Origin of the sequence: Micromonospora sp. WMMD712 (genome assembly GCF_029581295.1) — a bacterium.
Classification (GTDB): Bacteria; Actinomycetota; Actinomycetes; order Mycobacteriales; family Micromonosporaceae; genus Micromonospora; species Micromonospora carbonacea.
Genome location: NZ_CP120743.1, coordinates 1,180,864 through 1,207,319, shown reverse-complemented (window position 1 = coordinate 1,207,319; position 26,456 = coordinate 1,180,864). Strand labels below are relative to the sequence as shown.

The 26,456-nt window shown below is 75.4% G+C and carries 29 protein-coding genes; 20 read left to right on the top strand and 9 right to left on the bottom strand.

Features of this window, described 5'->3' with window-relative positions:
- Window positions 1–43 precede the first annotated feature (43 nt).
- Both O7633_RS04915 and O7633_RS04910 read right to left on the bottom strand, forming a co-directional pair.
- Window positions 44–1,198 (bottom strand): glycosyltransferase, encoded by a 1,155-nt coding sequence (locus O7633_RS04915; RefSeq protein WP_282326333.1) that lies wholly within the window; start codon window positions 1,196–1,198, stop codon window positions 44–46.
- On the bottom strand, window positions 1,195–2,175 hold the full coding sequence (locus tag O7633_RS04910) for a glucosyl-3-phosphoglycerate synthase (protein WP_282328469.1): 981 nt from the start codon (window positions 2,173–2,175) through the stop codon (window positions 1,195–1,197). Before O7633_RS04910 ends, O7633_RS04915 begins: the two co-directional genes overlap by 4 nt.
- A gap of 229 nt (window positions 2,176–2,404) precedes the next feature.
- Here O7633_RS04910 and O7633_RS04905 point away from each other — a divergent pair, with 229 nt between their 5' ends.
- The 6 genes from O7633_RS04905 to O7633_RS04880 all read left to right on the top strand — a co-directional run bounded on the left by O7633_RS04905 (window position 2,405) and on the right by O7633_RS04880 (window position 9,160).
- Window positions 2,405–3,430: a Gfo/Idh/MocA family oxidoreductase gene (locus O7633_RS04905; RefSeq protein ID WP_282326331.1), complete on the top strand. Its 1,026-nt coding sequence runs from the start codon at window positions 2,405–2,407 to the stop codon at window positions 3,428–3,430.
- The gene (locus O7633_RS04900; RefSeq protein WP_278135812.1) at window positions 3,423–4,511 is read left to right on the top strand and encodes a zinc-binding dehydrogenase; all 1,089 of its coding nucleotides are present in this window, start codon (window positions 3,423–3,425) and stop codon (window positions 4,509–4,511) included. The genes O7633_RS04905 and O7633_RS04900 overlap by 8 nt, the downstream gene beginning before the upstream one ends.
- Window positions 4,512–4,554: 43 nt before the next feature.
- Window positions 4,555–6,849 (top strand): accessory Sec system translocase SecA2, encoded by a 2,295-nt coding sequence (gene secA2 / locus O7633_RS04895; protein WP_282326329.1) that lies wholly within the window; start codon window positions 4,555–4,557, stop codon window positions 6,847–6,849.
- 142 nt (window positions 6,850–6,991) lie between these two features.
- Window positions 6,992–7,732, top strand: coding sequence for a GAF and ANTAR domain-containing protein (locus O7633_RS04890; protein WP_282326327.1), 741 nt, complete (start codon window positions 6,992–6,994; stop codon window positions 7,730–7,732).
- Window positions 7,733–7,854: 122 nt separating this feature from the next.
- A complete protein-coding gene (locus tag O7633_RS04885) occupies window positions 7,855–8,355 on the top strand; it encodes a DUF2231 domain-containing protein (protein ID WP_282326325.1) in 501 nt (166 codons plus the stop codon).
- A 43-nt stretch (window positions 8,356–8,398) separates the two neighbouring features.
- Window positions 8,399–9,160, top strand: a complete 762-nt coding sequence (locus tag O7633_RS04880) for a class I SAM-dependent methyltransferase (RefSeq protein WP_278135809.1) — start codon at window positions 8,399–8,401, stop codon at window positions 9,158–9,160.
- A 96-nt stretch (window positions 9,161–9,256) separates the two neighbouring features.
- Here O7633_RS04880 and O7633_RS04875 read toward each other — a convergent pair whose 3' ends face one another.
- Window positions 9,257–10,207, bottom strand: coding sequence for a DUF3500 domain-containing protein (locus O7633_RS04875; RefSeq protein ID WP_282326324.1), 951 nt, complete (start codon window positions 10,205–10,207; stop codon window positions 9,257–9,259).
- Between the two features lie 93 nt (window positions 10,208–10,300).
- Between O7633_RS04875 and O7633_RS04870 the strand changes: the two genes are divergently transcribed.
- The 8 genes from O7633_RS04870 to O7633_RS04835 all read left to right on the top strand — a co-directional run bounded on the left by O7633_RS04870 (window position 10,301) and on the right by O7633_RS04835 (window position 15,854).
- Window positions 10,301–10,684 carry a signal peptidase I gene (locus O7633_RS04870; protein WP_074473346.1) on the top strand — a complete coding sequence of 128 codons (384 nt, stop codon included), beginning with the start codon at window positions 10,301–10,303 and terminating at the stop codon, window positions 10,682–10,684.
- Window positions 10,685–10,797: 113 nt separating this feature from the next.
- Window positions 10,798–11,259: a cysteine dioxygenase family protein gene (locus O7633_RS04865; protein ID WP_074473348.1), complete on the top strand. Its 462-nt coding sequence runs from the start codon at window positions 10,798–10,800 to the stop codon at window positions 11,257–11,259.
- Window positions 11,260–11,345: 86 nt separating this feature from the next.
- Window positions 11,346–11,843 (top strand): rhodanese-like domain-containing protein, encoded by a 498-nt coding sequence (locus O7633_RS04860; RefSeq protein ID WP_282326323.1) that lies wholly within the window; start codon window positions 11,346–11,348, stop codon window positions 11,841–11,843.
- A gap of 52 nt (window positions 11,844–11,895) precedes the next feature.
- Window positions 11,896–12,603 (top strand): winged helix-turn-helix domain-containing protein, encoded by a 708-nt coding sequence (locus tag O7633_RS04855; RefSeq protein ID WP_282326322.1) that lies wholly within the window; start codon window positions 11,896–11,898, stop codon window positions 12,601–12,603.
- 329 nt (window positions 12,604–12,932) lie between these two features.
- Window positions 12,933–13,538: a winged helix-turn-helix domain-containing protein gene (locus O7633_RS04850; protein WP_278135805.1), complete on the top strand. Its 606-nt coding sequence runs from the start codon at window positions 12,933–12,935 to the stop codon at window positions 13,536–13,538.
- Between the two features lie 135 nt (window positions 13,539–13,673).
- Window positions 13,674–14,312 (top strand): uridine kinase, encoded by a 639-nt coding sequence (locus O7633_RS04845; protein WP_178065134.1) that lies wholly within the window; start codon window positions 13,674–13,676, stop codon window positions 14,310–14,312.
- Between the two features lie 217 nt (window positions 14,313–14,529).
- Entirely contained in the window at window positions 14,530–14,928 is a 399-nt protein-coding gene (locus O7633_RS04840; protein ID WP_074473357.1) for a TraR/DksA C4-type zinc finger protein, read from the top strand.
- A 50-nt stretch (window positions 14,929–14,978) separates the two neighbouring features.
- Complete coding sequence (locus tag O7633_RS04835) at window positions 14,979–15,854, top strand: DUF72 domain-containing protein (RefSeq protein ID WP_282326318.1); 876 nt, start codon at window positions 14,979–14,981, stop codon at window positions 15,852–15,854.
- 274 nt (window positions 15,855–16,128) lie between these two features.
- Here O7633_RS04835 and O7633_RS04830 read toward each other — a convergent pair whose 3' ends face one another.
- Window positions 16,129–16,383: a hypothetical protein gene (locus O7633_RS04830; protein WP_282326316.1), complete on the bottom strand. Its 255-nt coding sequence runs from the start codon at window positions 16,381–16,383 to the stop codon at window positions 16,129–16,131.
- A gap of 127 nt (window positions 16,384–16,510) precedes the next feature.
- On the opposite strand from O7633_RS04830, the gene O7633_RS04825 reads away from it, so the two are divergent.
- On the top strand, window positions 16,511–17,167 hold the full coding sequence (locus O7633_RS04825) for a hypothetical protein (protein WP_282326315.1): 657 nt from the start codon (window positions 16,511–16,513) through the stop codon (window positions 17,165–17,167).
- Between the two features lie 11 nt (window positions 17,168–17,178).
- Here the strand turns inward: O7633_RS04825 and O7633_RS04820 are convergent, their stop codons facing one another.
- From O7633_RS04820 to O7633_RS04805, 4 genes are read right to left on the bottom strand one after another with little or no spacing between them, the layout of a single operon-like run.
- Window positions 17,179–17,889 carry an ABC transporter permease subunit gene (locus O7633_RS04820; protein ID WP_282326314.1) on the bottom strand — a complete coding sequence of 237 codons (711 nt, stop codon included), beginning with the start codon at window positions 17,887–17,889 and terminating at the stop codon, window positions 17,179–17,181.
- A 5-nt stretch (window positions 17,890–17,894) separates the two neighbouring features.
- A complete protein-coding gene (locus O7633_RS04815; protein WP_282326312.1) occupies window positions 17,895–18,860 on the bottom strand; it encodes an ABC transporter ATP-binding protein in 966 nt (321 codons plus the stop codon).
- Entirely contained in the window at window positions 18,857–19,738 is an 882-nt protein-coding gene (locus O7633_RS04810) for an ABC transporter permease subunit (protein WP_178065137.1), read from the bottom strand. The genes O7633_RS04815 and O7633_RS04810 overlap by 4 nt, the downstream gene beginning before the upstream one ends.
- Window positions 19,731–20,645, bottom strand: coding sequence for an ABC transporter ATP-binding protein (locus O7633_RS04805; protein WP_074473371.1), 915 nt, complete (start codon window positions 20,643–20,645; stop codon window positions 19,731–19,733). The genes O7633_RS04810 and O7633_RS04805 overlap by 8 nt, the downstream gene beginning before the upstream one ends.
- 292 nt (window positions 20,646–20,937) lie before the next feature.
- Between O7633_RS04805 and O7633_RS04800 the strand changes: the two genes are divergently transcribed.
- Together O7633_RS04800 and O7633_RS04795 are read left to right on the top strand one after the other, a co-directional pair.
- Window positions 20,938–21,102 (top strand): hypothetical protein, encoded by a 165-nt coding sequence (locus tag O7633_RS04800; protein WP_176734790.1) that lies wholly within the window; start codon window positions 20,938–20,940, stop codon window positions 21,100–21,102.
- A 43-nt stretch (window positions 21,103–21,145) separates the two neighbouring features.
- A complete protein-coding gene (locus O7633_RS04795; protein ID WP_091284136.1) occupies window positions 21,146–21,574 on the top strand; it encodes a DUF2267 domain-containing protein in 429 nt (142 codons plus the stop codon).
- Window positions 21,575–21,633: 59 nt separating this feature from the next.
- Here O7633_RS04795 and O7633_RS04790 read toward each other — a convergent pair whose 3' ends face one another.
- Window positions 21,634–22,899 (bottom strand): MFS transporter, encoded by a 1,266-nt coding sequence (locus tag O7633_RS04790; RefSeq protein WP_282326307.1) that lies wholly within the window; start codon window positions 22,897–22,899, stop codon window positions 21,634–21,636.
- A 210-nt stretch (window positions 22,900–23,109) separates the two neighbouring features.
- On the opposite strand from O7633_RS04790, the gene O7633_RS04785 reads away from it, so the two are divergent.
- From O7633_RS04785 to O7633_RS04775, 3 genes are all read left to right on the top strand, one after another.
- Window positions 23,110–24,597 carry an endo-1,4-beta-xylanase gene (locus O7633_RS04785; protein WP_282326305.1) on the top strand — a complete coding sequence of 496 codons (1,488 nt, stop codon included), beginning with the start codon at window positions 23,110–23,112 and terminating at the stop codon, window positions 24,595–24,597.
- 156 nt (window positions 24,598–24,753) lie between these two features.
- Entirely contained in the window at window positions 24,754–25,059 is a 306-nt protein-coding gene (locus tag O7633_RS04780) for a hypothetical protein (protein WP_074473379.1), read from the top strand.
- A gap of 9 nt (window positions 25,060–25,068) precedes the next feature.
- Window positions 25,069–26,343, top strand: coding sequence for a cupin domain-containing protein (locus O7633_RS04775; protein WP_282326303.1), 1,275 nt, complete (start codon window positions 25,069–25,071; stop codon window positions 26,341–26,343).
- Window positions 26,344–26,456: the final 113 nt, after the last annotated feature.

The following is a 26,456-nucleotide window of genomic DNA, read 5'->3' as shown; positions in this document are numbered from 1 at the left end:
CTCTACAGAAGGCGTTAACAGGGTGCCCTTCCTTGTTCCGGCGTCAGGCGGGTTGCAGGGTGCGGGTCGCGGTCTGCCGAACCCCTTCGTACAGCCCGACGTACGCGCGCGCCATCACCGCCGGGGTGAACCGGGTCGCCGCCTCCCGGCGGCACTCGTCGCCGTCGAGCACGCTCGCGGCCAGCAGCAGGTCGGCCAGTTCGTCCTCGTCGGCGGTGAGCAGCCCGGTGCGGCCGTGCTCGATCAGCTCCGGCAGGCAGCCGCGGGCCGTCGCCACGACCGGGGTGCCCAGCGCCAGGGACTCGACCACGGCCGTGCCGCCGGGTTCCTCCCAGCGCAGCGGGAACAGCGCGGCGCGGGCCCCGGCCAGCAGGTCGTCGCGGTCCCGCCCGGCGACCGTGCCGACCCAGCGGACCAGGTCGCCGTCGACGTGCGGGGCCACCTCGTCGTGGAAGAACCGCACGTCCGGGTTCTGCCGGGCCTCGTCGCCCGCCGCGGCCAGGTCCTGCGGCCGGTGGTACGGCCCGACCGGACCGGCGAGCACCAGCGGCACGCCGACCCGCCGCGCCAGCCGCGCGCCGACGTCCTGGCCCTTGCCCGGGTTGATCCGGCCCAGGATGACCAGGTAGTCGCCCTTGTCCGGCCGGGGCCGCCGGTCGGCGTCGACCGCGAGCGGGGTGGACAGGTGCACGTGGCCGACCGAGTGCTCCCGCAGCGCCCGGGGCGCGCGGGCCAGCTGCGCGGCGGACACCCCGTTGACCCGCACCCGGTCGCCGCCGTCGAGGTTGCCGTACAGGTCGGGGTGCTTGGCCAGGTCCCAGTGCAGGGTGTGCAGCACCGGCGGGCCCTGCGGGCCCATGGCCGCGAGGGTGGCCAGGCCGACGGCCTCCACATGGTCGTGCACCAGGTCGATGTCGTCGCGGGCGTGCAGCGCGCGCACCACGCCGCCCAGGTGCGCCTGGGAGATGCCGCAGACCTGGTTGTACGGCCGTTGCAGCGCGGGGAACTGGCCGTCGCCGAAGACCGCGATCTTCTCGTCGACGGGCAGGGTGCTGCTCTCCACGGAGGCGAGGACCACCCGCACGCCCAACCTGCGCAGCTCCGGCACGAGGGTGGCGATCACGTTCTCGATCCCGCCGTAGCCGGGCGGCGGCACGGACAGCCACGGGCCGGCGTTCATCAGGACGGTGAGGCTCATGCGGGCACCCGACGCCGGGGCACCCGGTGCCGCAGCTCCGCCAGGGGCGGGCGCTCCTCGACCGAGACGTCGCTGACGACGATCTCCCGGTCGAGGTTGGGCAGCGCGTCGGAGCCGCCCCGCCGGAACTGGGTCAGCAGGGCGGCCGGCACGGCGTCGGGGTTGGCCCAGCCCCGCCGCTGCAACCGGGACCAGGCGGTCAGCATGATCTGCGCCGACATCCGGCCCAGCGCCGCCGTGTCCTGGTGGCGGTGCCGGCGCTCGCCCAGGTCCACCTGCGCCAACGCGTCCAGGCCGAGCAGGTCGAGCAGGTCGATCAGCATCGCCGTCTCCACCCCGTAGCCGGAGACGAACGGGATCCGCTCCAGCACGTCGCGGCGGCCGGCGTACTCGCCGGCGAGGGGCTGGACGAAGCCGGCAAGCTCCGGCCAGAACAGGTTGAGCAGGGGGCGGGCCATCAGCTCGGTGACCCGGCCGCCCCCGTCGGCCTCCACGCTGGCCGTCCCCACCAGCGGCCGGTGGTAGAACCCCTTGACGAAGTCGACCGTCGGGTCGGTCAGCAGCGGACCGATCAGGCCGGTGACGAAGTGCGGGCGGAACTCGCGCAGGTCGGCGTCGACGAACGCGACGACGTCGCCCTCGGCCGCCGCCAGCCCGGCCCACAGCGCGTCGCCCTTGCCGGTCAGCCGGGGCAGCCCCCGGGTCATCTCGTCCTGGCCGACGACCTCCGCGCCGGCCGCCCGGGCCACCTGCGCGGTCCGGTCGGTCGACCGGGAGTCGACCACGATCAGCTCGTCGACCAGGGCCACCCGGTCCATCAGGTGCTCGCGGATGGTCGACACGATCGCGCCGACCGTCGCCTCCTCGTTACGCGCCGGCAGGACCACGCTGACCCGGCTGTCGCCCTTGGCGCGCAGCAGCCGCCGCGACGTCCATTCGGCCGCCGAACTGGTCCGGTATGTCGCCCAGGCCTCCACCACCGGTGTCACACTCGCCTCTGCATCCCGCACTGACGCACCCCCAGATCGTGGTGGAAGACGCGGAGTACGGGATTCCCAATCCCGCCCGCGCGCTAACCGGATTGTCGCTAACAGCTTGATCACGGGCCGCGCCCCCACCGGTTTTGGGCAGGTGAACGTTTGATTGCGCGCCCACCGGGCAGTGTCCGTCGCGCGAAAGGCGAAAGCGTGGCGAAGGGGTGTGCCGATGCGCGGGTGCCGGGTGGGGCTGGTCGGGGCCGGCGGGGTGGCGCAGCGCCACGCCCGGGTGCTGGCCGGCTTCGACGACGTCGAGCTCCTCGGCGTGACCGACGTGGCGCGCGACGCCGCGGCCGCCCTGGCCGGCGCGCACGGGGCGCGGACGTTCGCCGACGTCGGCGAGCTGCTCGCCGCGGGCCCCGACGCGGTGTACGTCTGCGTGCCGCCCTTCGCGCACGGGCCGGTGGAGGAGGCGGTGGTCGCCGCCGGGGTGCCCATGTTCGTGGAGAAGCCCGTCGCGGTGGACCTGGACACGGCCGAGCGGATCGCCGACCTGGTGGCCCGGCGCGGCCTGCTCACCGGCGTGGGCCACCACTGGCGGTACCTGCACGTGGTCCAGCGGGCCCGGGAGCTGCTCGCCGACCGGCCGGTGCGGATGGTCGGCGGCGCGTGGCTGGACAGGGTGCCCCCGGTCGCCTGGTGGGCGCGGCGGGACCGCTCCGGCGGCCCCGTGGTCGAGCAGGCCGCGCACGTGCTCGACCTGATGCGGGTGCTCGCCGGAGAGGTGACGGAGGTGACCGCGTACGGCGACGGCGTCCCGCCGCCCGTCGAGGGCGCCGACATCGACTCGGTGACCACCGCCGCCCTGCGCTTCGCCAGCGGCGCGGTCGGCACCGTCTCCGCCGCCTGCGTGCTGGGCTGGAGGCACCGGGCCGGGCTGGAGGTGCTGGCCGACGGCCTCGCCCTGAGCCTGACCGAGGACGGCCTCACCGTCCGCGACGCCGACGGCGAGCGGCACCTGCCGGCCAGCCCCGACGGGGCCCGCGTCGCCGTCGACCGGGCCTTCGTCGACGCGGTCCGGGGGGTCGGCGACGACGTGCGGGTCCCGTACGCCGAGGCGCTGCGCACCCAGCGGCTGGCCCTCGCGATCGCCGAGAGCGCCCGCACCGGGCGACCGGTGTCCCTGCCGACCGGTCCGGCCGCGGCCCCCCGCGTGCCCGTGCCGGCCACGACGCCGGTGGGCGTCGATGCGTGACCGGGTGGTGGTGGTCAGCGGCCCGGGGCGGGTCGAGCTGGTCGAGCAGGACGCCGACGAGCTGCGCGCCGGCACCTTCCGGGTGCGGACCCTCTACAGCGGGGTCTCCGCCGGCACCGAGCTCAGCTTCGTCAAGGGCACCAACCCCTACCTCCACGCCACCTGGAACGCCGGCCTGGGGCTGTTCCAGCCGGGCGGGGCGGGCAGCCCGTACCCGGTGACCCGGCTCGGCTACATGCAGGTGGGGCGGGTGGTGGACAGCCGCACGCCGGCCGTCGCCGTCGGCACGGTCGGCGCGATGACCTACGGCCACCGCACCTCCCACGTCGCCGACCCGCTCACCGAGCGGTTCGTGCCGCTGCCCGACGACCTCGACCCCCTGCTCGGCGTCTACGTCGCGCACATGGGCCCGATCTGCGCCAACGGGCTGCTGCACGCCGCCGCCGACCTGCGCGGCACCGACGTGCGCTCCCTCGGCGACGGCGTCGCCGGCCGCCGGGTCGCGGTGGTCGGCGGCGGCGTGGTGGCCCTGCTCACCGCCCTGTTCGCCCGCCACCACGGCGCGGCGTCGGTGGTGGTGCTCGACCCCACCCCGCAGCGGCGGGCGGTCGCCGAGGCGCTCGGCCTGGCGACCCTCGACCCGGACGCCGACGACCCGGCCGTGGTGCTGAAGACCCGGTGGCACCACGCCCCGGGCGACCGGGGCGCCGACGTCGTCTTCCAGTGCCGGGGCCAGGCGTGGGCCTTGCAGCTCGCCCTGCGCCTGCTGCGCCCCCAGGGCGTCGTGATCGACCTGGCCTTCTACCAGGGCGGCGCGGACGCCGTCCGCCTCGGCGAGGAGTTCCACCACAACGGGCTGTCGCTGCGCTGCGCCCAGATCGGGCGGGTGCCGCGCGGGCTCGCCCCGACCTGGGACCGGGAGCGGCTGTCGGCCGAGACCGTCGACCTGCTGCGGGCGTACGGTGACCGGATCCGCACGCGTCTCGTGTCGGCGGTGGTGCCCTTCGATCAGGCCCCGGAGCTGCTCACCGACCTGGCCGAACGCCGGCGACAGGAGTTGCAGGTGGTGTTGACCGGCTGACCGGGCCGCACGATCGGGCCCGGGTCGCGTACCGTTGCGGCTCATGGGTGTGTCGCAACGGTTGAAGAGCAGGTTCCGTCGGTTCCTCCAGCGCCCGGGCACCACGGTCGACCTGGGCCCGCTGGAGAAGCTGCTGCCGGCCATCGAGGCCCGTGAGGAGGAGCTGTCGGCGCTGACCGACGCCGAGCTCACCGAGGCCGCCGGCTCCGCCACGGGCTACGAGGAGATCTGCGCGATCGGCCGCGAGGCCGCCCGGCGCGGGCTGGACCAGCGGCCCTACGACGTGCAGCTGCTCGGCGCGATGGCCCTGCTCTCCGGCAAGGTCGCCGAGATGGCCACCGGTGAGGGCAAGACCCTGACCGCCGCGATCGCCGCGTACGGGCACGTCCGGCTCGGCAACGGCCCGGTGCACGTGCTCACCGTCAACGACTACCTGGCCCGCCGCGACGCGCGCTGGATGGAGCCGGTCTACGCGCTGCTCGGGCTGAGCGTCGGCTGGGTCAACGAGGCGTCCACCCCGCAGGAGCGCCGCGACGCCTACGCGTGCGACGTCACCTACGTCTCGGTCAGCGAGGCCGGCTTCGACTACCTGCGCGACCAGCTCGTCACCGACCTCGACGACCGGGTCCAGCCGGCGCTGCGCACGGCGATCGTCGACGAGGCCGACTCCATCCTGATCGACGAGGCCCGGGTGCCGATGGTCCTCGCGGGCGCGGTCGGCGGCGAGCAGGACCCGGTGCACGCCGCCGCGGCGCTGGTGCGCGGCCTGCGCAAGGGCAAGCACTTCACGGTCGCCGAGGACGGCCGCAGCGTCGCGTTCACCTCCGCCGGCCTGGCGGCCGTGGAGGCCAAGCTCGGCGGCATCGACCTCTACGACACCGAGCACGTCGGGCAGCTCTCCGCCGTCAACGTGGCCCTGCACGCGTACGCCCTGCTGCACCGCGACGTCGACTACATCGTGCGGGACGGCTCGGTGGAGCTGATCGACGAGATGCGTGGCCGGGTGGCCCAGCGCCGCCGCTGGCCCGACGGCCTCCAGGCGGCCGTGGAGGCGAAGGAGGGGCTCGACGCCACCGCCGAGGGCGAGGTGCTGGGCACGATCGCCGTGCAGGCGTACATCGCGCTCTACCCGAAGGTGTGCGGCATGACCGCCACGGCGGTGCTGGTCGGCGACCAGCTGCGCGAGTTCTTCGGCCTGGAGGTGGCGGTGATCCCGCCGAACACCCCCTGCGTGCGCGAGGACGAGCCGGACCGCATCTACGCCACCCGGGCCGAGAAGGACGAGGCGCTGGTCGACGAGATCAGGCGCTGCCACGACAAGGGCCGGCCGGTGCTGGTCGGCACCCTCGACGTCAAGGAGTCCGAGCAGCTCGCCGTCGGGCTGGAGGCCGCCGGGGTGCCCTGCGTGGTGCTCAACGCCAAGAACGACGACGACGAGGCGGCGATCATCGCCGAGGCCGGCGCGTACGGCGCGGTCACCGTCTCCACCCAGATGGCCGGGCGGGGCGTCGACATCCGGCTCGGCGGCAGCGACTCGGCCGACCGGGACCGGGTCGCCGAGCTGGGCGGCCTCTACGTCATCGGCAGCGGCCGGCACGACAGCCGCCGCGTCGACGACCAGCTGCGCGGCCGGGCCGGCCGGCAGGGCGACCCGGGCGGGTCGGTGTTCTTCGTCAGCCTGGAGGACGACCTCGTGGTCCGGCACGCCGGAGACGCCATCCCGGCGTCGCCCCGGATGAACGCCGACGGCCTGGTCACCGACCCGCAGGTCGACTACGCCGTGGAGCACGCCCAGCGGGTCGCCGAGGGCGTCAACCACGAGATCCACCGCAACACCTGGCGCTACAGCGTGGTGATCGAGCAGCAGCGCAAGGCCCTCGCCGAGCGGCGGGAGCGGCTGCTGACCAGCGACATCGCCGCGCTGATGCTGCTGGAGCGGGTGCCGGAGAAGGCCGAGGAGATGGACGAGGACCTGCTGGCCCGGGCGGCCCGGTCGATCGCCCTGTTCCACCTCGACCGGCTGTGGGCCGAGCACCTCGCCGAGCTGTCCGAGGTGCGCGAGGGCGTGCACCTGCGCGCGCTGGGCCGGCTCGACCCGCTCGACGAGTTCCACCGGGCGGCCGTGCCGGCGTTCAACGCGCTGGTGCCGGAGATCGAGGCCCGCACCATCGCCACGTTCGACGAGACCGAGTTCGACGAGGACTGGGAGCCGGACGCCTCGACGCTGGTGCGGCCGTCGGCGACGTGGACGTACCTCGTCCACGACAACCCGTTCGGCTCGGAGCTGGACCGGCTCATCGCCTCGGTGGGGCGTCGACTCAGCGCCGCCCCGCGCTGAGGTGCTACTTTTCGGCCGTTTCGACCCGGCTTGCCGGGGGTACTAGCGCGCGTCGAATGAACGGGAGAGCACAGACGATGAGACAGCGCAGGGGCGGCACGGGGCCTCGCCGGCCGGCGTCCCCGGCGGGGGCAGTGGCCCGGTGAACCTGGAGACGCGGGTCGCCGGCACCGAGACCCTGAGCGTGCTGGAGACGGCGGCGCTGCTGCGCGAGCTCACCGCCGGCCTGATCGCGGTGACGGATTTCGACACGGCGCTCGACGAGTTGGTCGGGATCGCCCAGGCGGCCGTCGCCGGGGTCGCCTGGTGCGGATTCACGGCGCTGCGGGCCGGCGGGCCGGCCGGGGTGGCCGCCTCCGCCCCGGCCCTCGCCGGCCTGGACGACCTGAGCGACGGCCTCGACACGCCGGCGCTGAGCGCCATCCACCGCCGCGAGATGATCCTCGCCGAGGACCTCGGGCGGGAGTCGCGCTGGCCGGACTGGACGGCCCGGGCCCGGCGGGCGGGGGTGCGCGGCGTCATCTCCGCGCCGGTCGACGTCGACGAGCAGGTCGTCGGGGCGATCAACCTCTACGCCTCGACGCCGGACGCGTTGACCACCCGGCACCAGCTCACGGCGATGCTCCTCGCCGAGCACGCCGGGCTGCTGCTGGCCGCCGTCCGGAACCGGGAACGGCACGCCGCCGAGGCCAGCGAGCGGCACGCCGCGCTGCTCGGCGAGGGGGTGGTGGGGCAGGCGATCGGCGTCATCATGACCCAGCGCGGCTGCCCCGCCCCGGAGGCCCTGGAGGTGCTCCGCAGCGCGGCGACGTCGCTGGCCATCCCGCTGCGCGAGGTCGCCGAACGCCTGGTGGCCACCGTCGCCCGCCCCCGGGAGGGCTAGCCGGGCCGGGCGGGCCGGCGCGCCGGCCACCGGCCTGTCGGCGATCCGACGGCCGTTTCCCTGCGGCGGCCGGCGGGTAGCACCCTGGACCGGTGAGCTGACGCGACCAGGGGAGGGCCACGATGGAGAGCCGACTGCGGGTGCACGGGCATCCCATCCAACCGATGCTGGTGACGTTCCCGTTCGGGCTCTTCGTCAGCGCCACCGTCTTCGACCTGGCCGACGTGGTCGGGGGCCCCGCCTTCCTCGGCGAGGTCGGCTACTGGACGTCCGTCGCCGCCCTGGTGGCCGCCGGGCTGTCCACCGTCGCGGGGATGGTCGACCTGTGGGACGCGGCGGCCGACCCGACCCGCCGGCTGAAGATCACTTTCAACCTGGTCAACGCCGCGATGGCCGCGCTGTTCCTGCTGACCTGCCTGATCCGGGCGCACTCGCCGCAGCGCGGCGCGACGGGCGTCATGCTCGCCGCCGAGCTGGTCGCCCTCGGGCTGGGCGGGGCCGGGGTGTGGCTCGGCGCCCGCCTGATGCGGCAGTTCGAGTCCGGGCGCGCCGAGGCGGGCACCCTCGACGCGCTGGGCCCGGTGGCGGGCTCCACCGTGGAGATCGTCCGGCCCCGCGCCTGAAACCGGTTGTCCCGGCGGCCGGGCGCGGCGATGCTGTCCGCCCATGAGCGGAAAACGGGGATTCGAGGAGCTGGTCGCCGAGGGCGCGTCCGTGCCCGTGCAGGGCTGGGACTTCTCCTGGCTGCACGGGCGGGCCAGCGAGGAGCGGCCGCCGTGGGGCTACGCCCGCCTCGTGGCCGACCGGATGGCCCGGGCCGACGCGGCGCTGGACGTCGACACCGGCGGCGGGGAGGTCCTCGCCGAGGTGCCCCGCCCGCCCCGGGTCCTGCTGGCCACCGAGGCGTGGCCGCCCAACGTCGAGGTGGCCCGCCGCAACCTGCGCCCGGTCGGCGCGACGGTGCTCCAGGTCGCCGAGGGCGGCGGGCTGCCGGTGGGCGACGCCACCCTGGACCTCGTGGTGAGCCGGCACCCCGTGCACACCCGCTGGGACGAGGTCGCGCGGGTGCTGCGGCCCGGCGGGACGTTCCTGTCCCAGCAGATCCGGGGCGGCACCGTCCGGGAGCTGAGCGAGGCGATGCTGGGCCCGCTGCCCCCGCCTCGGCGGCAGCTTCCCGGCCAGGCCGTCGCCGCCGCCGAGGCGGCCGGGCTGCGGGTGCTCGACCTGCGCGAGGCGAGCCTGCGCACGGTCTTCCACGACATCGCGGCGGTGGTCTACTTCCTGCGCAAGGTGGTCTGGACGGTGCCCGGGTTCACCGTCGAGGGCTTCCGGCCGCAGCTCGCCCGCCTGCACGACCGGATCGAGGCCGACGGGCCGTTCGTGGCCCACGCCCGGCGGTTCCTGATCGAGGCGGTCCGGCCCGCCTGAGTCGGCCGGCCCGCCTGAGTCGGCCGGCCATGGTCCGTGGCCGGCGTCGCCCGCGCGCCCGGGCCGGTGGCCGAGGGGCCGGGGGGTCGGCTGCGGTCAGTCGTGCGCCTCGGCGTGGTGGGCGGCGAGCACGTCCGCGCCGAAGTCGCTGGCGGGGCGGCGCAGCACGGTGTGGGCGTGGTTGCCGTCGTCGGCGGTGTTGTCGTACTCGATCAGCAGGTCGTCGCCCTGCACCCGGTAGTAGTGGCGCTGCCCGGGCCCGGTGGGACCGGCCCAGGCGAAGTGCAGCGCCCCGCCGGCGAGCCGGCGGGCCTCCCGGGCGGCGAGCTGCGGCGGCAGCCGGTCCAGGTACACGGCGACGAGCTGGTCGAGCAGGGCCCGGCCGGTGGGGCCGAGCCGGTCGGCGGCCACCCCCAGCGGCGCGATCTGCCCGGCGACGCGCGGGCGGGTGGCGCTGACGATGTCGGCGGGCGCCTCGTCGGCGACGATCGCCGCCGCCCGCCCCGCCGGGCCGATCGCGTCGAGCAGGGCCCGGCCCAGGTCCTCCTCGACCCCGAGCGGCCGGGACACCGGGTGCCCGGCGTGCCGGACGGCGGCCGGGTTCGCGCCGAGGAAGACGGGGGCGGGGGAGACCTGGTCGTCGACCACGGTCATGCTCACCGACAGGTGGTGCCCCTCGAACCGCCAGGCCCACCGGTCGTCGCGGCCCGGGTCGCCGAAGACCGCCACCCAGTAGTCGCCGCTGTGCCGCCCGCGCCGCCAGCCCTCGGCCCGGTCGAGCACCTCCTCCAGCGCCACGACGGCCATCGCCTGCGCGTACGCCGCGGGGCTCAGCGCCGTGGCCAGCAGCCGGTGCGCGGCCTTGCGGCCCGCCCGGTCCAGGTCGGCCAGGCAGACCCCGGGGCGCGGCCGGGGACGGTACTCCAGCCACCGTCGGGCCGCGTCGTCGTCGAACCGGTGGCTGGCGCGGTCCCGCGCCGGCCCGTCCAACGCGTCGAGCAACGCGGCGCCGGCCGCGCGCATCTGTCGGGGCAGGGGATCGTCCACCGACCCTGTATACCCCGGCGGCTCGCGGTCAGCGTGCCGCGGGTGGGGTCGGCGCGCCGCCTGGTAGCTTGCCGGGCCGGTGCGGGAGGGGCGATGGGCGACGACAGGGTGTACGTGGGCAGGGCGGACGTGGACGGCCCCCGGGAGGGCGGCTGGCTGCTGGGGCACTTCATGCCGGCGGGCGATCCGCGGCACAGCGGCGACGTGGAGGTGAAGTGGGGCGTGCACGCGGCGGGGGAGGCCCGCTCCCGGTGGGCCACCGGCGAACGGCGCACGGCGCTGCTGGTGCTGGTCAGCGGCGGCCGGTTCCGGGTCGAGCTGCCGGACCGCACGGTGCTGCTCGCCGAGCCGGGTGACTACGTGGTGTGGGGGCGGGGCGTGGACCACTCCTGGTACGCCGAGCGCGAGTCGGTGCTGCTGACGGTGCGCTGGCCGTCGGTGCCGGGCTACCGGGTGGCCCCGCCGGTGCGCCGCTGAGGCGTGCGCGGGTCCGCCGGTCGGCCTCCCAGCATGTGGTATTACCTACTAAACCTATAGGCTTTACCTTCTATGCTGTCCGGGCACGCTCCGCCCGATCCCGTGAGGTCCGCATGGTAGTCAGCCGCCGTCCCGAGTCCGACCTGCTCGCCGTCGCCGCCCGGTGGGCCGCCGACCCGGCCGGCTGGCCGGTGCCGCTGTGCTTCGACCCCACGCAGCGCTGGTACGCGCGCCTCGCGGCCGCCGCCGACCACGAGGTCTGGGCGCTGAGCTGGCTCCCCGGCCAGGGCACCGACCTGCACGACCACGGCGGCTCCTCCGGGGCCTTCCTGGTCGTGGACGGCGTCCTCACCGAGGAGACCGTCAGCGGCGGACGGCTGCGCCCGCACCGCCTCGCCGCCGGCGCCGGCCGCCGTTTCGGCGTCCGCCACGTGCACGTGGTCACCAACCGCGGCGACCAACCGGCGGTGAGTGTGCACGTCTACCGCCCCGCGCTGACCCGGATGACCCGCTACCGCCTCGTCGACGGCCGGCTGCGGGCGGCCGAGGTCGCCGAGGCCGGCGTCGCGTGGTGACACCCTTGATGGCGTCCCCGGCTCCGACGACCCCGACGACCCCGACCGGGCGGACGACCGCCCGGCGTCCCTGGAAGGACCCGACCATGCCGCACCACCCCGCCCCCGCCCAGGGCTGTCCCCTTCCCGTGCCGCCCCCCGGCTCCCGGGGCATCGACGAGATCCTCGCCGAGGCGCGCACCCGGCTGCGGCGGCTCGACCCCGAGCAGGCGCACCTGGCGTGCCGGGAGGGCGCGCTGCTGGTCGACATCCGGCCGGCCGCGCAACGTGCCGCGCACGGCACGGTGCCCGGCGCCCTGGCGATCGAGCGCAACGTCCTCGAATGGCGCTTCGACCCCCGGTGCGCGGCCCGGCTGCCCCAGGCCGTCGGCTACGACGTGCCCGTGGTGGTGCTGTGCCAGGAGGGCTACACCTCCTCGCTCGCCGCCGCCGCGCTCCAGGACATCGGCCTGCACCGCGCCACCGACGTCGTCGGCGGCTTCGCCGCCTGGCGCATCGCCGGCCTGCCCACGCTCGGCCCCACGCCCCCGCCCCGTTCCCCGTCCGTCGCGCCGCCGGTGACCGCCGGCCGGGCGCACCACTGACCGCCGCGCCCCACCGGACGCGGCGGCCGGCCCCGCCATCCCAGGAGGCACCATGTCCGCCGTCGCCATCTCCTCGCGCCCCCACCCGCCCGGCCGGGCCGACCGGGCCCCCCAGTACCGCGCCGACCGCGCGCCCGCGGGCCGGGTCGACCGGGTCCCGTCGCCGGGACATGCCCGGTCCGTACCGACACTGACCGTCACCGTCGAGCTCGCCCCCGGCCAGCTGACGCCGCGCCTCGCCCGCCTGGTCGAGCTGCTGCGGGAGCTGGCGGAGTCGGGCGAGGGCACGCTGCTGGCGGGCTCCGCGGAGCCGGACCTCCGCGCGCCGCAGCCGTGGGCCCCGGCGGAGCGCCGGCCCAGCCCGGTCGAGTTCCGGTCGGCCCAGGCCGACCCGGCCGGGCCGCAGCCGGTCGTGCCCCGGGTCCCGGCCGCCGCCCCGCCGCCCCCCGACGACCCCGAGGAGGTACGCATCCTGGCCGCCTCGCGGGTGGTGCGGCAGGGCCCGCGGGTCGTCCCGCTGACCCGCATCGAGTTCGACCTGCTGCACTTCCTGGCGGAGAACCCCCGCCGGGTCTTCACCCGGACGCAGCTGCTCAGCAACGTCTGGGGCTACGAGCACGCCATCGCCCGCACCGTCGACGTCCACGTCCGCCGGCTGCGCGCGAAGCTCGGCCTCGGCACCCCGGTGGTCACCACCGTCTACGGCGTCGGCTACCGGCTCGCCGACGAGGCGCGGGTCAGCGTCGACCCGCACCGCTGAGACGCCGCCGTGCCGTCGGCGACGCGGCGCACCCCGTCCTCGGGGTGCGCCGCGTCCGCGTGTCGGACGCCCGCGCCGCCTGGCCGGTCATCCTGCGCCCGGACCGCGATCGATGGGCCGTCCGGGTACCCCCCGTATCCCACGATCATGGCGACTCTGCTGTAATCATCAGGCCTCGTACGCAGAGCGAGCATCCGGCTCCGATGTGTTCGTCAATTGTCACATTCATGCAACGTAGCCGCCCCTTGACCGCCAGGTGGGCGCCGGGAAGCATCGATGCAGCGGCGTCCCGGGCCGTGGGGAGATACCCGGACCAGCCAAGGAGGACCATGTCGGTCAGCCCCGCATCGCCGCGCGCCGGATGGCATACGTCCCAACCCGCGGTTCCCGGTCGACCCCCCGGCGGTCAGCGTCGTCCCGTCAACGGCACCACGCCCGTGCTCACCGTGACCCTCAGCATCCCCCTGGTGGCCGAGGAGACCCTGACGCCCGCGGCCCGTCGGCTCCTCGAGGCGGCGCGGGAGATGCTGGAGCGGGGCGAGGGCGTCGTCACCGCCGGCCCCGCCCCCGACCGGCGACCCGACCAGGTGCCCGCCGGGCGCACGCCGCCCCGCCCCCTGGCCCCGACCATCCCGGCGCTGCACATCCTGGCGTCGTCCCGGTCGGTGCTGCGCGACAACGAGCCGCTGCCCCTGACCCGGCTGGAGTTCGACCTCCTGCTGCACCTGGTCGCCCACCCCCGGCGGGTGTTCACCCGGCTGCAACTGCTCAACGCCGTCTGGGGCTACGAACATGCCGGGGTCCGCACCGTCGACGTGCACGTACGCCGGCTGCGCGGCAAGGTCGGCGTCGACGTGCCGCTGGTCACCACCGTCTACGGCGTCGGCTACCGGCTCGCCGACGACGCCCGGGTGACCATCGACCGCAGCGGCTGACGGCCCCACCGGCCGGGCCGGCCAGCCGGCCCTCCCGCCGGCCGCGACGCCCGGCCCCACCCGCCCGCGCCGGTCCACCCGGCTGCCCACCCGCCCGGCCCGCGTCGCGTCCCGGCGACCGGGCACGATGGTCGGATGCGTGTGCGCCCCATCACCCCCGAGCGGCTCGTCGCCGAGCTGGCCGAGCGGCTCGTCGCCGCCGACCCGCCCGGCCGGCTCCGCGTCGCGGTCGACGGCGCCCCGGCGGCGGCCCCCGACGAACTGGCCGCCGCGCTGGTCGACCCGCTGCGCGCCCTCGGCCGCCCGGTGCTGCACGTGCGGGCCGAGGACTTCCTGCGCCCGGCCTCCGTCCGGCTGGAGTACGGGCGGACCAACCCCGACGCCTACTACGAGGGCTGGGTCGACGAGCCCGGCCTGCGCCGCGAGGTCCTCGACCCGGCGGGGCCCGGCGGCTCGGGCCGGATCCTGCCCTCCCTCTGGGACCCCCGCACCGACCGGGCCAGCCGGGCCGGCTACGTCACGCTGCCGCCCCACGGCGTCGTCCTGGTCAGCGGGGCGCTCCTGCTCGGCGGCGGGCTCCCCGTCGACCTCGCCGTGCACCTGGAGCTCTCCCCGGCCGCCCTGGCCCGGCGCACCGACCCCGCACGGCAGTGGACCCTGCCGGCCTTCGCCCGCTATGCCGAGGAGGTCGCCCCGGCCAGCTTCGCCGACGTGGTGGTCCGCGTCGACGACCCCCGCCGCCCCGCCCTCGTGGAGCCGGACGACGGCCGGTGACACCGGGCCGCACGGCCCCGGGCCGTGGCCGCCGGGGCGCGGCCGCCGGGCCGTGGCCGCCGGGGCGCGGGCCGAAGGCTCCGGAAAACCGGTGGTTTGGCGCGACCGCACGCGGGGTAATCGCCCGGCTCACAGAGCGCGAGTGATCTCCACCCGCGTCACGCAGCGACCGGGCCGGGCTCCACCCCGGCGCACCAGCCAGGAAAGGCAGGCAGCGATGCTCGTCCACGACACGGTAGCCACCGGCCGATCGCAGGCGGACACCGACCAGATCCGGGCGTCCCTGCGGGCTCGCTACGACGAGCTCTCCGCCGAGTACGAGCAGGCGGTGCTCCAGAGCCAGGTGCTGCGCCTGGTGGAGGTCGGCGACACCGCCGGCGACGACCAGGCCGACAGCGGCACCAAGACGGCCGAGCGGGACACCGCGCAGTCACTGCTGCGCACCATCCTCGACCGCCGGGCCCAGTTCGAGCGGGCCCTGGGCCGGCTCGACGAGGGCACCTACGGCTTCTGTGAGGGCTGCTCGGCCCCGATCCCGGTGGAGCGGCTGGAGATCTTCCCCTCCGCCACCGCCTGCGTCACCTGCAAGCAGAGCCGGGAGCGGCGGGCCGCCTGAGGCGGACCCCTCCGGTCGCCGGTCGGTAGTGGACGCGGTGCGCGCCGCCCATGGGTGAGATCCGGGTGGGCACCGCGTCCTGGACCGACCGGACCCTGCTCGACTCCGGCTGGTATCCGCAGACGGCGGACACCCCCGAGAAACGGCTGTCCTACTACGCGAGGCAGTTCCCGCTGGTCGAGGTCGACGCCACCTACTACTCGCCGCCGGCCGAACGCACGGCGCGGCTGTGGGCCGAGCGCACCCCGGCCGGGTTCACCTTCAACGTCAAGGCGTTCAGCCTGCTGACCGGGCACCCGACGCGGATCTCGGCGCTCTACAAGGACCTGCGGCCCGACACCGACAAGCGCAACGTCTACCCCGGCGACCTGCCCGCGCAGGCGTACGAGGAGGTGTGGACCCGGTTCCTGTCCGCCCTCGACCCGCTCGTCGAGGCGGGCCGGCTCGGCGCGCTGCTGTTCCAGTTCCCGCCGTGGTTCACCATCAAGCGGGACAACAAGCAGTACCTGCTGGAGGTGGCCCGCCGGTGCGCGCCCCTGCGGCCGGTGTTCGAGTTCCGCCACGCCTCCTGGTTCGCCGGGGACAACCGCGACGAGACGCTCGGCTTCCTGCGCGAGCACGAGCTGGCGTACGTCTGCGTTGACATGCCGCAGGGCCACCGCTCGTCGGTGCCGCCGGTGCTGGCGGCGACCGCCGACCTGGCCGTGGTCCGCTTCCACGGCCACAGTGCCAGGTGGACCAGCAGGGACATCCACGAGAAGTTCGGCTACGACTACTCCGACCGAGAGCTGCGCGCCTGGGCCCCGAAGCTGCGCACGCTCGCCGACGAGGCGCGGGAGACGCACGTGCTCATGAACAACTGCTACCGCGACTACGCCCAGCGCAACGGCCAGCGCCTCCAGTCCCTCCTGGCCGCCGGCCCCTGACGCCGGCTGGTGTGCGCCGGCGGGCGCCCGGGGATGCAAGATCGTGCTCAAGCAGGGAAGGAGTGGCATCACCCTGTCTTGGAGGCCACTCTTTCCGCGATCGAGCACGATCTTCCGTGCTGTCCCGCCCCTGCCCCGCCTCGGCATCGTCGCCCACGCCGCGAATAGCAGATCTTGGAAGCGGATGGCCCCTCCAGGGGCCGAAATCTTCCAAGATTCGCCCCGGCCCGTCGCCGTTGCTTCAGGGGCAACGGGGGGCAGGGCCTGAGTCGGGTCAGCCCGCCTCGACGCCGCCGGCCCGCAGGATCTGTCTGACCCTCTCGCGGGTGTAGCCGGTGGCCCGGACGATGTCCACCTGGCGCATGCCGTTGCGGGCGGCCTCGACGATGGCTCCCGCGAGGCGGGACCGTGCCGTGGCGATGTTGCCCCTGGCCTCGGCGACGATCCGATCCGCCTCGGCCTGAGCGCCGGTCATCGCCGCCTGCGCCTCTTCGTAGGCCCGAACCGCCGCTGCCAGGTCGTCTGCCACGGGCTAATAGTCCCACGGTGGATCTTGGCCAAGCCGAGTCGCAATCGATTAGGCCAAATCCTCTTGACTATGTTGGCCTATGTGGGCAGTCTTAACTTGTCTTCTTTGTCTTCGGGAGGTTCGTGTCGTGAGCGTGTTGCCGCCGTTGCCCGGGTGCGGGGAGTCGGCCACCATCCGGATCGAGGTGTACGGGGGAGGTGGCCTCGACGCCGCCGCGTACGCGTGCGCCGGGCACGCGGCCCCGATCGCCGCCACGATCGAGGCCGCCGGGTGGTCCGCCCACCCTGCGCCGCGCGTTCCCGAGTCGGGCCGGCCCTGCGGGCACGTCTACCGGTACCCGACCGGTGGGTTGGCCGACCCGCCCGGCGACACCCATCCCCGCTGGTGCGACCGGGACGGCTGCGCCGCGAGGCGACGGCACCGCTCAGCGCGGCTCCCGCTGACCCCGCGCCCGCCGGCCCCGCCCCCCGGCCTGCTGACCGCCGACGACCCGGCCGCCGACGACCCGCCCACCGGAGCCCAGGCCACCCAAGGCCCTGCCTTCGAGGCCCTGCCCGCCGAACCCGCCGCCGACGTGGCGCTGGCGCAGGCGCTCGTGCCCGGCGCGGGCCCGGTGCTCGTGGTCGCCGTCGGCGGGGCCGAGCCCGGCGAGCTGATGCTCACCCTCGACCAGGGGCGGGTGCTGTCCTACCGGCTCCGCCGCCTGCTCGACCTGGCCGCCGCGGCCCACGTCCGCCGCGCCGGCCCCGGAGGTCGCCCCCGCAACCGGCGCGGCCGCCCCTGACGGGGCCGGGGTCAGCTCGTCTCGCCGGCCACGCTGAACGAGCGCAGCCGGTCGATCGCCAGCGCGGTGAAGCCCACGCTGATCAGCACGCTCATCACCGCCGCCACCGGCACCGAGACGTCGCCCAGCAGCAGCTCGGTGGGCGCGATCCGGTCGGCGAGGGCGATCACGTACTGCTGGATGGAGAGCACCCGGGTGCCGCTCACGACGCTGCCGAGCAGGCCCTCCCAGATCAGCACGTAGACCAGGCCGAGCAGCACCGGCCGGCGGGTGAGCAGGCTGAGCGCCAGGAACAGCGCGGAGTACGCCAGCGCGCCGACCGCCGAGGCGGCGGCGAGCGCCAGGCCGAGCCGGGCGGAGTCGGCCAGCAGGCCGGCGGCGAAGAGCGGCACGGCGACGGTGATGCCAGTGACGGCGGTGGCCACCGCCAGCTTGGGCAGCACGATCTGCCAGCGGGGCAGCGGCTTGGTCAGGATGTGCACGACCGTGCCGTCGTCGATCTCGGCGCCGAGCACGCCGGTGCCGACGATCAGGGCGATGACCGGAAGGACCACGGCCAGGCCGAGACCGACCAGCACCGGCGGGCCCCAGTCGCGCGGGGCGACCCCGAGCGACCGGGAGAGCACCGCCAGGAGGACCAGCACGACGGGCAGCGGCAGCAGCAGGAGGAAGCGGCGACGCCCGAACAGCCCGCGCAGGGTGAGCCAGGAAACGGTAGACATGGGGTTCAGGCCTCCACCAGGTAGGAGAAGACGCTCTCCAGGGACTCGTCCTCGGGCACCAGTTGGCGCACCCGGACGCCCTCCCGCAGGGCGATCTTCGGCAGCGCGCGGGTGAACGCGCCGTAGTCGCCGGCGCGCACCGTCAACCCGGCGCGGCCCAGCTCGACGCCCGCCACCGACGCCTCGGCCATCAGCGCCACGGCGAGCGCCCGGTCGTCGGTGGAGCGCACGGTGAACACGTGTGGCCGGTTGGTCATCAGCCGTCGGATGGTGCGGAAGTCACCGGAGGCGGCCAGCCGGCCGGCGACCATCACCTGGACCGTCCCGGAGACCTGCTCGACCTCCTCCAGGATGTGCGAGCTGAACAGGATGGTGCGGCCGGCGTCGCCGAGGCGGTGCAGCAGCTCCATCATGTGCAGCCGCTGCCGGGGGTCCATCCCGTTGAACGGCTCGTCGAGCAGCAGCACCTGCGGCTCGTGCACCAGCGCGGCGGCCACCCGGGCGCGCTGCCGCATGCCCTTGGAGTAGGTGCCGATCCGGCGGTCCTGCGCGCCCTCCAGCTCCACCAGGCCGATCGCCCGGCGGGCCGCGGCGGCCGGGTCCGCGAGCCGGTGCAGCTTCGCGCTGGCCAGCACGAACTCGTACGCGGTGAGGAAGGTGTGCACCGCCTCCCGCTCGCTGACCAGGCCGAGCCGGCGGTAGACCTCGGGGTTGCGCCAGGTGGGCCGCCCGCCGAGGGTCACCATCCCGCGCGACGGGGCCAGGAAGCCCGCCATCATGTGCAGCAGGGTCGTCTTGCCCGCGCCGTTGGGGCCGAGCAGCCCGGTGACCCCGGGGCCGAGGCGCATGCTGACGTCGTTGACGGCCACCACGTTGCCGTACCAGCGGGAGACGCCCGCGAGGTCGAGGTCGAGGGTGCCGGGGTCGGCCGTGGGTGCCGCCGCCGGCGGGGCGGCGCTGGTCGTGGTCATCGGGCGGCCACCTTCCGGTATCGACGCAGCAGCAGGGCGACGCAGCCGGCCACGAGCAGCACGGCGACGACCGCGTAGACGGGGCCGAAGCCGCCGACCGGGACGCCCTGCTGGTCCTCGGTGACCAGCAGGTCGCCGAGCGCCCAGGAGCCCACGCCGCCGACCAGCGTCGACGGCGAGGCGAGGAAGGCCAGCTCGTTGACCGTCCGGGAGGGCATGACCGACAGGGTGCCGACGATCGGCGTGGTCATCAGGAACACGGCCACGATCCCACCGGCCGCGAACGCCCGCTTGCCGGTGAGGGAGGCGACGAGCAGCCCGACCGAGGCGAAGACGGTCGCCCACAGCCCGGCGTAGAGCAGACTCGGCAGCAGGTCGAGCAGCTCGTCGGCGACGCCGCCCATGCCGTCGCCGGTGCTGAAGGCCGCGCCGAGGAACATCACGAGCTGCGGCCCGCCGAGCAGCAGCCAGAGCGCGGTCGCCAGCGCCAGCAGCTTGGCCAGCGGGTAGTCCGCGCGCGGCAGCGGCCGGGAGAAGTAGAGCGGCAGCACGCCGCTGCGCAGGTCACGGGAGACCAGCTCGGGCGCGGCCACCGCGACGAAGAAGATGACCAGCCAGCTCATGTTGTCGGCGAACTGGGCGTACGTCATCACCGCCTCGCCGATCTGGGCGCGGATGGCGGTGAGGGCGGCGGCGACCGCCGTGACGATGCCGACCACCAGCCATGGGAAGATCTTGGCCTTCGCGCTGCGCCCCAGCCCGAACGCCGTCCGCAGGCCGTGCAGGTAGAGCGCGCCGAAGACGGCCCGGCGGCCGAGCCGGGGGCCGGTGTACCGCTGGTAGCCGATGTCGTGGATGACGCCGGTCGGCTCAGGCATGGCTGGGCTCCCTCGTGGCGAAGAGCTCGGCCACCCGGTGCCGGCGCTGGTCCAGCCGGTGCAGCGGCAGGTCCAGCTCGGCGACCGCGCCGAGGATCAGGTCGTAGGTGGCGTCGTCGACGAGCTCGACGAGCAGCAGCCGGCCGTCCCGGCGCACCGGCAGGCCGAGCGCGCCCAGCCGGGCGGCCAGCTCCTCGGTGCCCTCGCTGACCTCCACGGCGAGCACGTCGGTGGCGGAGGTCATGGCGGAGATGTGGTCGGCGCGCAGCAGCCGCCCGCCGTCGATGGCGACGAGGGTGTCGCAGATCCGCTCCACCTCGCCGAGCAGGTGCGAACAGACCAGCACGGAGATGCCGAACTCGGTGCCGATGCGGTGCACCAGCGTCAGCATGGCGTCCCGGCCGGCGGGGTCGAGGCCGTTGGTCGGCTCGTCGAGCAGCAGCAGGTCGGGGTCGTGCACGAGGGCCTGGGCCAGCTTCACCCGCTGCTTCATGCCCGTGGAGTAGCCGCCGACGGGGCGGTAGCGCTCCTCGTAGAGGCCGACGTGCCGCAGCGCCTCGGAGGCCCGCTCCCGGGCGACCGTACGCGGCAGGCCGCTGACCCGGCCGAGGTGGGTGACCAGTTCCGCGGCGGAGAGGTCGGGCGGCAGCGCGTCGTGCTCGGGCATGTAGCCGACCCGGGCGCGGACCCGGGCGGAGTCCGTGGTCGGGTCGAGGCCGAGCACCCGGGCCCGGCCGCTGGTCGGGGTGAGGAGGCCGAGCAGGATCTTGATCAGGGTGGATTTGCCGGCGCCGTTCGCGCCGACCAGCCCGATGATCCCCGGTTCGACCGCGACGGTCAGGTCGGCCAACGCCGTGACCGCGCCCCCGTACGTCTTGGTCAGCGACTCGGTCGCGATGAGTGTCACGCCGTACAGCGTAGGGACCGGGGGCCGCCGGTGGCCGGCGCACCACCCCGGGCGGATCCCTGAACTTCCCGGCCGGCTCCCCCTAGGGTCCCGCGGCCGCGCCGGCCGGCCCGGGGCCCCGCCGGGCGGGAAAGTCACCCGGTCCGGGTGAGCCGGCCTCATCCCCGCCGGGCGCAGCATGGCCGTGTGCGTCTCCGGGTTCCGTGGCCGCCGCGGCGGGTTCGGCCGCGTCGGCGCTCGGCGGGAGACGGCCGCGACAGCGCAGGCAGCAGACGGGCGAAAGGTGGGGAGCATGACGGTTCGGGACACGACGGTCCGGCGGCGCGGCGGCGTGCTGCACGTGGTCGGGTCACCCGGTGGCCCACGCCCCGGTCGGGCGTGGCCGGGCCGCCGGGGCCTCACCGCGCAGCGGCACGGCCCGGCGGGTCCGCCGCGCCGCGACGACGACCGCCGGTGACGGGCACCGGCACCGGACACGACAGACCTACGGGGGTGGGCAGATGGCTGAGCAGCTGATCTCGGCGTTCGAGAGTTCGCTGGACAAGACCAACCTGATCCTGAAGGACATCGAGGCCGCGTACGGCTGGCCCAAGGAGCAGCGCAACCAGTCGTACGCGGCCCTGCGCACGGTGCTGCACCTGCTGCGCGACCGGATGCCGGTGCAGGAGAGCGTGGAGTTCGCCGCGCAGTTGCCGGTGCTGCTGCGGGGCATCTACTTCGACGGCTGGCAGCCGTCGGACGTGCCGATCAAGCTGAACCGCGACGACTTCCTCTACGAGGTCCGCCAGGGCTTCCCGTACGACGTCGAGGGCGGCCCGGAGCGCGTGGTCCAGGTGGTGCTGGACACCCTGCGCCGGCACGTCACCCAGGGGGAGTGGGAGGACGTCCGCTCCACCATGCCCGGGGACCTGGCCCAGCTCGTTCCCTGACGCGTCCCGACCGTCGGCCGGCCGCTCCCGACAGCGGCCGGCCGCGCCGGCTCCGGCGGTCACGCCCGCGCCGGGCGGTCGGGCCGGCCGACGGGCGGTCGGGTCGGCGGGCGGGCGTCGACGGTGAGGCCGTGCAGCACCGCCACGGCGGCGAGCGGGAACAGGGCGGCGACGGCGAACCCCGGCCCGAAGCCCAGCCCCGCCACGGCCAGCCCGAACAGCGGCGGGGTGGCCGTGGCGGCCACGTTCTGCAGCACGGTCTGTGCGCTGGTGGCCCGGCCCGCCCAACTCGCCGGGGCCACGTCCGCGACGGCCGCGTACGCCACGCCGTGCCAGCTGACCGTGGCGACGAGGGCGACCAGCAGCAGCGGGGCCGCCGGCGGGGCGTGCAGCGCCTCGGCCACGGCGAGGGCCCCGAGGGCGGCGGCGGTGCCGGCGGCGATGATCCGCAGCGGTCGCAGCCGCTGGGTGGACCGGTCGGACCAGCGGCCGGCGAGCACCCGCGTCGCCGCCGCCACGAGCTGCGCCCCCGCGATCAACGGCCCGGCGGTGCGCACCGGCCAGCCGCGTTCGGTGACGAGGTAGTCCAGGGCGTACGCGCCGACGACGAACTGCGCCACGACCAGCAGGGCGCTCGCCCCGTGCACCCGCCACAGCGTCGGCGACCGGTACGGCGACGGCACCCGCGCCCCGCCCGTGCCGGTTCCGGCCGAGCCCGCACCGTCCGAGCTGGCGGCGGCCGGTGCCGCGCCGGTGCCGGGCCGTGGCCCGTCGACCAGCAGCAGGGCGGCCACGATCCCGGTCAGCGCGCAGACCGCGGCGGCGGCCAGCAGCGCCAGCCGGGGGCCGCCGCCGGAGTCGGCCAGCACCGGCAGTGCCGCCGAGGCCGCCGCCACGCCAAGCGGCTGCGACGTCTGCCGGATGCCCATCGCCAGGCCCCGCTCGCCGGGCGCGAACCAGCCGGTCACCACCCGGCCGCTGGCGGCGTACACGGCGGAGCCGGCCGCCCCGGCCAGGGTCAGCAGCACGAACAGGGTCGGCCCGGCGGCGTGCGCGGCGGCGGCCAGGAACGCGGCCCCGCCGGTCAGGCCGAGGCCGATGACGAGGCGCTCGCCCCGCCGGTCGGCGACGACGCCCCAGCCGATGAGGGCGAGCACCATGCCGAGGCTGGGGCAGGCCACCAGCAGCCCCAGCTCCCACAGCGGCAGGCCGGTGGCGCGGCGCAGCGCGGGCAGCAGGAACGGCAGCCCGTAGAGGTAGAGGGTGCCTGCGGTCTGCGCGGCGGTGCCGATGCCGAGCATGACCCACCGGCGGGAGTCGGCCATGGGGCGAGGCTAGCCGCCGTCCCGAAATAAGAGACGATTATCCCGCTATTCGGGAGGATGGGTGCGGCGGCGCGGCGTCCCGGCCGCCGGGTCCCGGATGCGGCGCACCGTCCGGTTGACGACGGGTGTCGATGCTGCCAGGATATCGGGAGCGCTCCCATCGTCTCGTCGTCGCCGTGGCTGGCGACCCGTACGAAGGACAGGGAACGCATGCGCATCCACCACCACATCGGCCGGCGCACCAGGTCGGGCCTGCTGGCCGGCCTGCTCGCCGCCACGAGCGCGCTCGCCATGGGCATCGCCGTCGCCCAACCCGGCACCGCCGAGGCCGCCGCCAGCCTGAGGAGCCTCGCCGACGCCAAGGGCCGCGACATCGGCTTCGCCCTGGACCCCAACCGGCTCTCCGAGGGCCCGTACAAGCAGATCGCCGACGCCGAGTTCAACCTCGTCGTCGCCGAGAACGCGATGAAGTGGTCCGTCACCGAGCCGAACCGCAACCAGTTCTCCTTCGGCCAGGGCGACGCGGTCGTCAACTACGCCGTGGGCAGCAACAAGAAGGTGTACGGCCACACCCTCGTCTGGCACAACCAGATGCCCGGCTGGACGTCGAACCTCTCCGGGTCCGACCTGCTCGCCGCGATGAAGAACCACATCGCCGGGGTGGCCGGCCACTACAAGGGCAAGGTGTTCGCCTGGGACGTGGTCAACGAGGCGTTCGCCGACGGCGGCTCCGGCGGACGCCGCGACAGCATCCTCCAGCAGCGCATCGGCAACAGCTGGATCGAGGAGGCGTTCCGCGCCGCCCGCGCCGCCGACCCGGGCGCGAAGCTGTGCATCAACGACTACAGCACCGACGGCATCAACGCCAAGAGCACCGCCATCTACAACCTGGTCCGGGACTTCAAGTCCCGGGGCGTGCCGATCGACTGCGTCGGCTTCCAGGCGCACCTGATCGTCGGCCAGGTCCCCGGCGACATGCAGGCCAACCTCCAGCGCTTCACCGACCTCGGCGTCGACGTGCGGGTCACCGAGCTGGACATCCGGATGTCCACCCCGGCGAACTCGTCGAAGCTGGCCACGCAGGCCGCCGACTACAAGAAGGTCTTCAACATCTGCCTCGCCGTGGCCCGGTGCCAGGGCGTCACCGTGTGGGGCATCACCGACAAGTACTCCTGGATCCCGGGGACCTTCCCCGGTGAGGGCGCCGCGTTGATCTGGGACGACAACTACGCCCCGAAGCCCGCGTACCAGGCGGTCGCCGAGGCCCTCGGCAGCGGCACCAACCCCACCACGCCGGCCCCGACCACGCCGGTGCCGACCACCCCCGTGCCCACCACGCCGGCGCCCACCACGCCCGCCCCGACCACGCCGGCCCCGAACGGCAGCTGCACGGTGACCTACGTGCCGAACTCCTGGGGCAACGGCTTCACCGCCGAGATCCGGATCCGCAACGACGGCCCCGACGCCGTCACCGCCTGGAGCTTCGGCTTCTACTTCACCGCCGGCCAACAGGTCACCAACGCCTGGAACGCCACCGTCAGCCAGTCCGGCACCCAGGTGCTCGCCCGCAACGCCAGCTACAACGGCGCGGTGCCCGTCGGCGGCACGGTGAGCTTCGGCTTCCAGGGCACCCACACCGGGTCCAACCCGTCGCCCACCAGCTTCACGTTCAACGGCAGGGTCTGCGCCAACGGCTGACCGCCCGCGTCCCGCCGGCACACCGGGCGAAACCGGGCGTGCCGGCGGGACGCGCCGTCTACGGTGTGGTTAGAGAAGATCGCGCCGGGGGTACCACCCGTCGCACGACGAACCCCCGCCGCGCGGCGGGGCGGGAACTTGGCGAGGGAGCACCGCATGGCACTCAACGACGACGACATCCAGACGACCAGCGGCGGTGGCCTGGAGGGCCCGGCCGACGGCGGCGCGACCCCCGGTCAGCAGGACGGCGGGGCCGACGGCGGCGCGGAGGGTCCGGCCGACGGCGGTGCCACCCCGGGCCAGCAGGACGGCGGTGCCGACGGCGGTGCCGAGGGTCCGGCCGACGGCGGCGCGACCCCCGGTCAGCAGGACGGCGGGGCCGACGGCGGCGCGGAGGGTCCGGCCGACGGCGGTGCCACCCCGGGCCAGCAGGACGGCGGCGCCGACGGCAGCGCCGTCTGACGCCTCGCGATGACGATCACCGACCCGCCGGGCGGCCACGGCCGCCCGGCGGTCCCGTCTGCCGCCGCCCGCGCCCTCGCGCGGTGCGTCGCCGTCGAGCCGGGCAAGTTCGCCGCCGCCCACTGGGGCCGGTCGCCGCTGCTGTCCCGCGCCGCCGAGCTGCCCAACGCCGACGGCTTCGCCGACCTGCTCAGCCCCGCCGACGCCGACGAGCTGCTCAGCCGCCGCGGGCTGCGTACCCCGTTCCTGCGCGTCGCCAAGGACGGCCAGCTCGTGCCCGCGGCGCGCTGGACCGGCGGTGGCGGCGCGGGCGCCGAGATCGGCGACCAGGTCCTCGACGAGCGGATCCTGGAGCTGTACGCCTCCGGCGCGACCCTGGTGCTCCAGGGCCTGCACCGCACCTGGCCCGCCCTGATCGACTTCGCCCGCGACCTCGGCGCGGCCCTCGCCCAGCCGTTGCAGGTCAACGCCTACCTGACCCCGGCCGGCAGCCAGGGCTTCGCCACCCACTACGACACCCACGACGTCTTCGTGCTCCAGGTCGACGGGCGCAAGCACTGGCGCATCCACCCGCCGGTGCTGCCCGACCCCCTCGAACGCCAGCCGTGGGGCGGCCGGGCCGACGAGGTCTCCGCGACCGCCCAGGGCCCCGCCGCGCTCGACGTGGTCCTCGAACCGGGCGACGCGCTCTACCTGCCGCGCGGCTGGCTGCACAGCGCCCAGGCCCAGGACAGCAGCTCCCTGCACCTGACCGTGGGCATCCGGGCGCTGACCCGGTACGCCATCGTCGAGGAGCTGCTCGCGCTCGCCGCCGCCGACGCCCGGCTGCGCGCCGGCCTGCCGTTCGGCACCGACGTGGCCGACCCCGACGCGATCGAGCCGGAGCTGACCGAGACCGTCGAGGCGCTGCGGGACTGGCTGCTGCGCGCCGACCCGGCCGCCGTGGCCGCGCGGCTGCGGGAACGGGCCTGGCCGGCCGCCCGGCCCGCCCCGATCCGGCCCCTAGCCCAGGCCGCCGCGCTCGCCGCCGTCGACGCCGACGCCCGGCTTGCGGCCCGGCCGGGGCTGCGCTGGCGGCTCGACCCGGCCGGCGATGACAAGATCGCGCTGCGCGTGTTCGACCGGGTGCTCACCCTGCCCGCAGGATGCGGGCCGGCGCTGCGCGCGCTGCTCACCGGCGCGGTGAGCCGGGTGGGCGACCTGCCCGGCCTCGACGACGACGCCGACCGGGTCGTCCTCGCCCGCCGGCTGCTGCGCGAGGCGATCGCCGTCCCTGCGGAGTAAGGAAGGGCACCCTGTTAACGCTTTCGATATAGCAGGGGCCCCTTCCTAACCACGCGGGGCGGCACGCGCGGCAGGCGGAACGGCGGCAGCGGGGGCGGTGGTCGGTGTGGCGC

Bases quoted from the DNA above. Each gene is read 5' to 3' on its own strand.
- O7633_RS04915 (WP_282326333.1), bottom strand. From the start codon at position 1,198: ATGAGCCTCACCGTCCTGATGAACGCCGGCCCGTGGCTGTCCGTGCCG.
- O7633_RS04905 (WP_282326331.1), top strand. From the start codon at position 2,405: ATGCGCGGGTGCCGGGTGGGGCTGGTCGGGGCCGGCGGGGTGGCGCAG.
- O7633_RS04900 (WP_278135812.1), top strand. From the start codon at position 3,423: ATGCGTGACCGGGTGGTGGTGGTCAGCGGCCCGGGGCGGGTCGAGCTG.
- secA2 (WP_282326329.1), top strand. From the start codon at position 4,555: ATGGGTGTGTCGCAACGGTTGAAGAGCAGGTTCCGTCGGTTCCTCCAG.
- O7633_RS04885 (WP_282326325.1), top strand. From the start codon at position 7,855: ATGGAGAGCCGACTGCGGGTGCACGGGCATCCCATCCAACCGATGCTG.
- O7633_RS04880 (WP_278135809.1), top strand. From the start codon at position 8,399: ATGAGCGGAAAACGGGGATTCGAGGAGCTGGTCGCCGAGGGCGCGTCC.
- O7633_RS04870 (WP_074473346.1), top strand. From the start codon at position 10,301: ATGGGCGACGACAGGGTGTACGTGGGCAGGGCGGACGTGGACGGCCCC.
- O7633_RS04865 (WP_074473348.1), top strand. From the start codon at position 10,798: ATGGTAGTCAGCCGCCGTCCCGAGTCCGACCTGCTCGCCGTCGCCGCC.
- O7633_RS04860 (WP_282326323.1), top strand. From the start codon at position 11,346: ATGCCGCACCACCCCGCCCCCGCCCAGGGCTGTCCCCTTCCCGTGCCG.
- O7633_RS04855 (WP_282326322.1), top strand. From the start codon at position 11,896: ATGTCCGCCGTCGCCATCTCCTCGCGCCCCCACCCGCCCGGCCGGGCC.
- O7633_RS04850 (WP_278135805.1), top strand. From the start codon at position 12,933: ATGTCGGTCAGCCCCGCATCGCCGCGCGCCGGATGGCATACGTCCCAA.
- O7633_RS04845 (WP_178065134.1), top strand. From the start codon at position 13,674: ATGCGTGTGCGCCCCATCACCCCCGAGCGGCTCGTCGCCGAGCTGGCC.
- O7633_RS04840 (WP_074473357.1), top strand. From the start codon at position 14,530: ATGCTCGTCCACGACACGGTAGCCACCGGCCGATCGCAGGCGGACACC.
- O7633_RS04835 (WP_282326318.1), top strand. From the start codon at position 14,979: ATGGGTGAGATCCGGGTGGGCACCGCGTCCTGGACCGACCGGACCCTG.
- O7633_RS04820 (WP_282326314.1), bottom strand. From the start codon at position 17,889: ATGTCTACCGTTTCCTGGCTCACCCTGCGCGGGCTGTTCGGGCGTCGC.
- O7633_RS04815 (WP_282326312.1), bottom strand. From the start codon at position 18,860: ATGACCACGACCAGCGCCGCCCCGCCGGCGGCGGCACCCACGGCCGAC.
- O7633_RS04810 (WP_178065137.1), bottom strand. From the start codon at position 19,738: ATGCCTGAGCCGACCGGCGTCATCCACGACATCGGCTACCAGCGGTAC.
- O7633_RS04800 (WP_176734790.1), top strand. From the start codon at position 20,938: ATGACGGTTCGGGACACGACGGTCCGGCGGCGCGGCGGCGTGCTGCAC.
- O7633_RS04795 (WP_091284136.1), top strand. From the start codon at position 21,146: ATGGCTGAGCAGCTGATCTCGGCGTTCGAGAGTTCGCTGGACAAGACC.
- O7633_RS04790 (WP_282326307.1), bottom strand. From the start codon at position 22,899: ATGGCCGACTCCCGCCGGTGGGTCATGCTCGGCATCGGCACCGCCGCG.
- O7633_RS04785 (WP_282326305.1), top strand. From the start codon at position 23,110: ATGCGCATCCACCACCACATCGGCCGGCGCACCAGGTCGGGCCTGCTG.
- O7633_RS04780 (WP_074473379.1), top strand. From the start codon at position 24,754: ATGGCACTCAACGACGACGACATCCAGACGACCAGCGGCGGTGGCCTG.
- O7633_RS04775 (WP_282326303.1), top strand. From the start codon at position 25,069: ATGACGATCACCGACCCGCCGGGCGGCCACGGCCGCCCGGCGGTCCCG.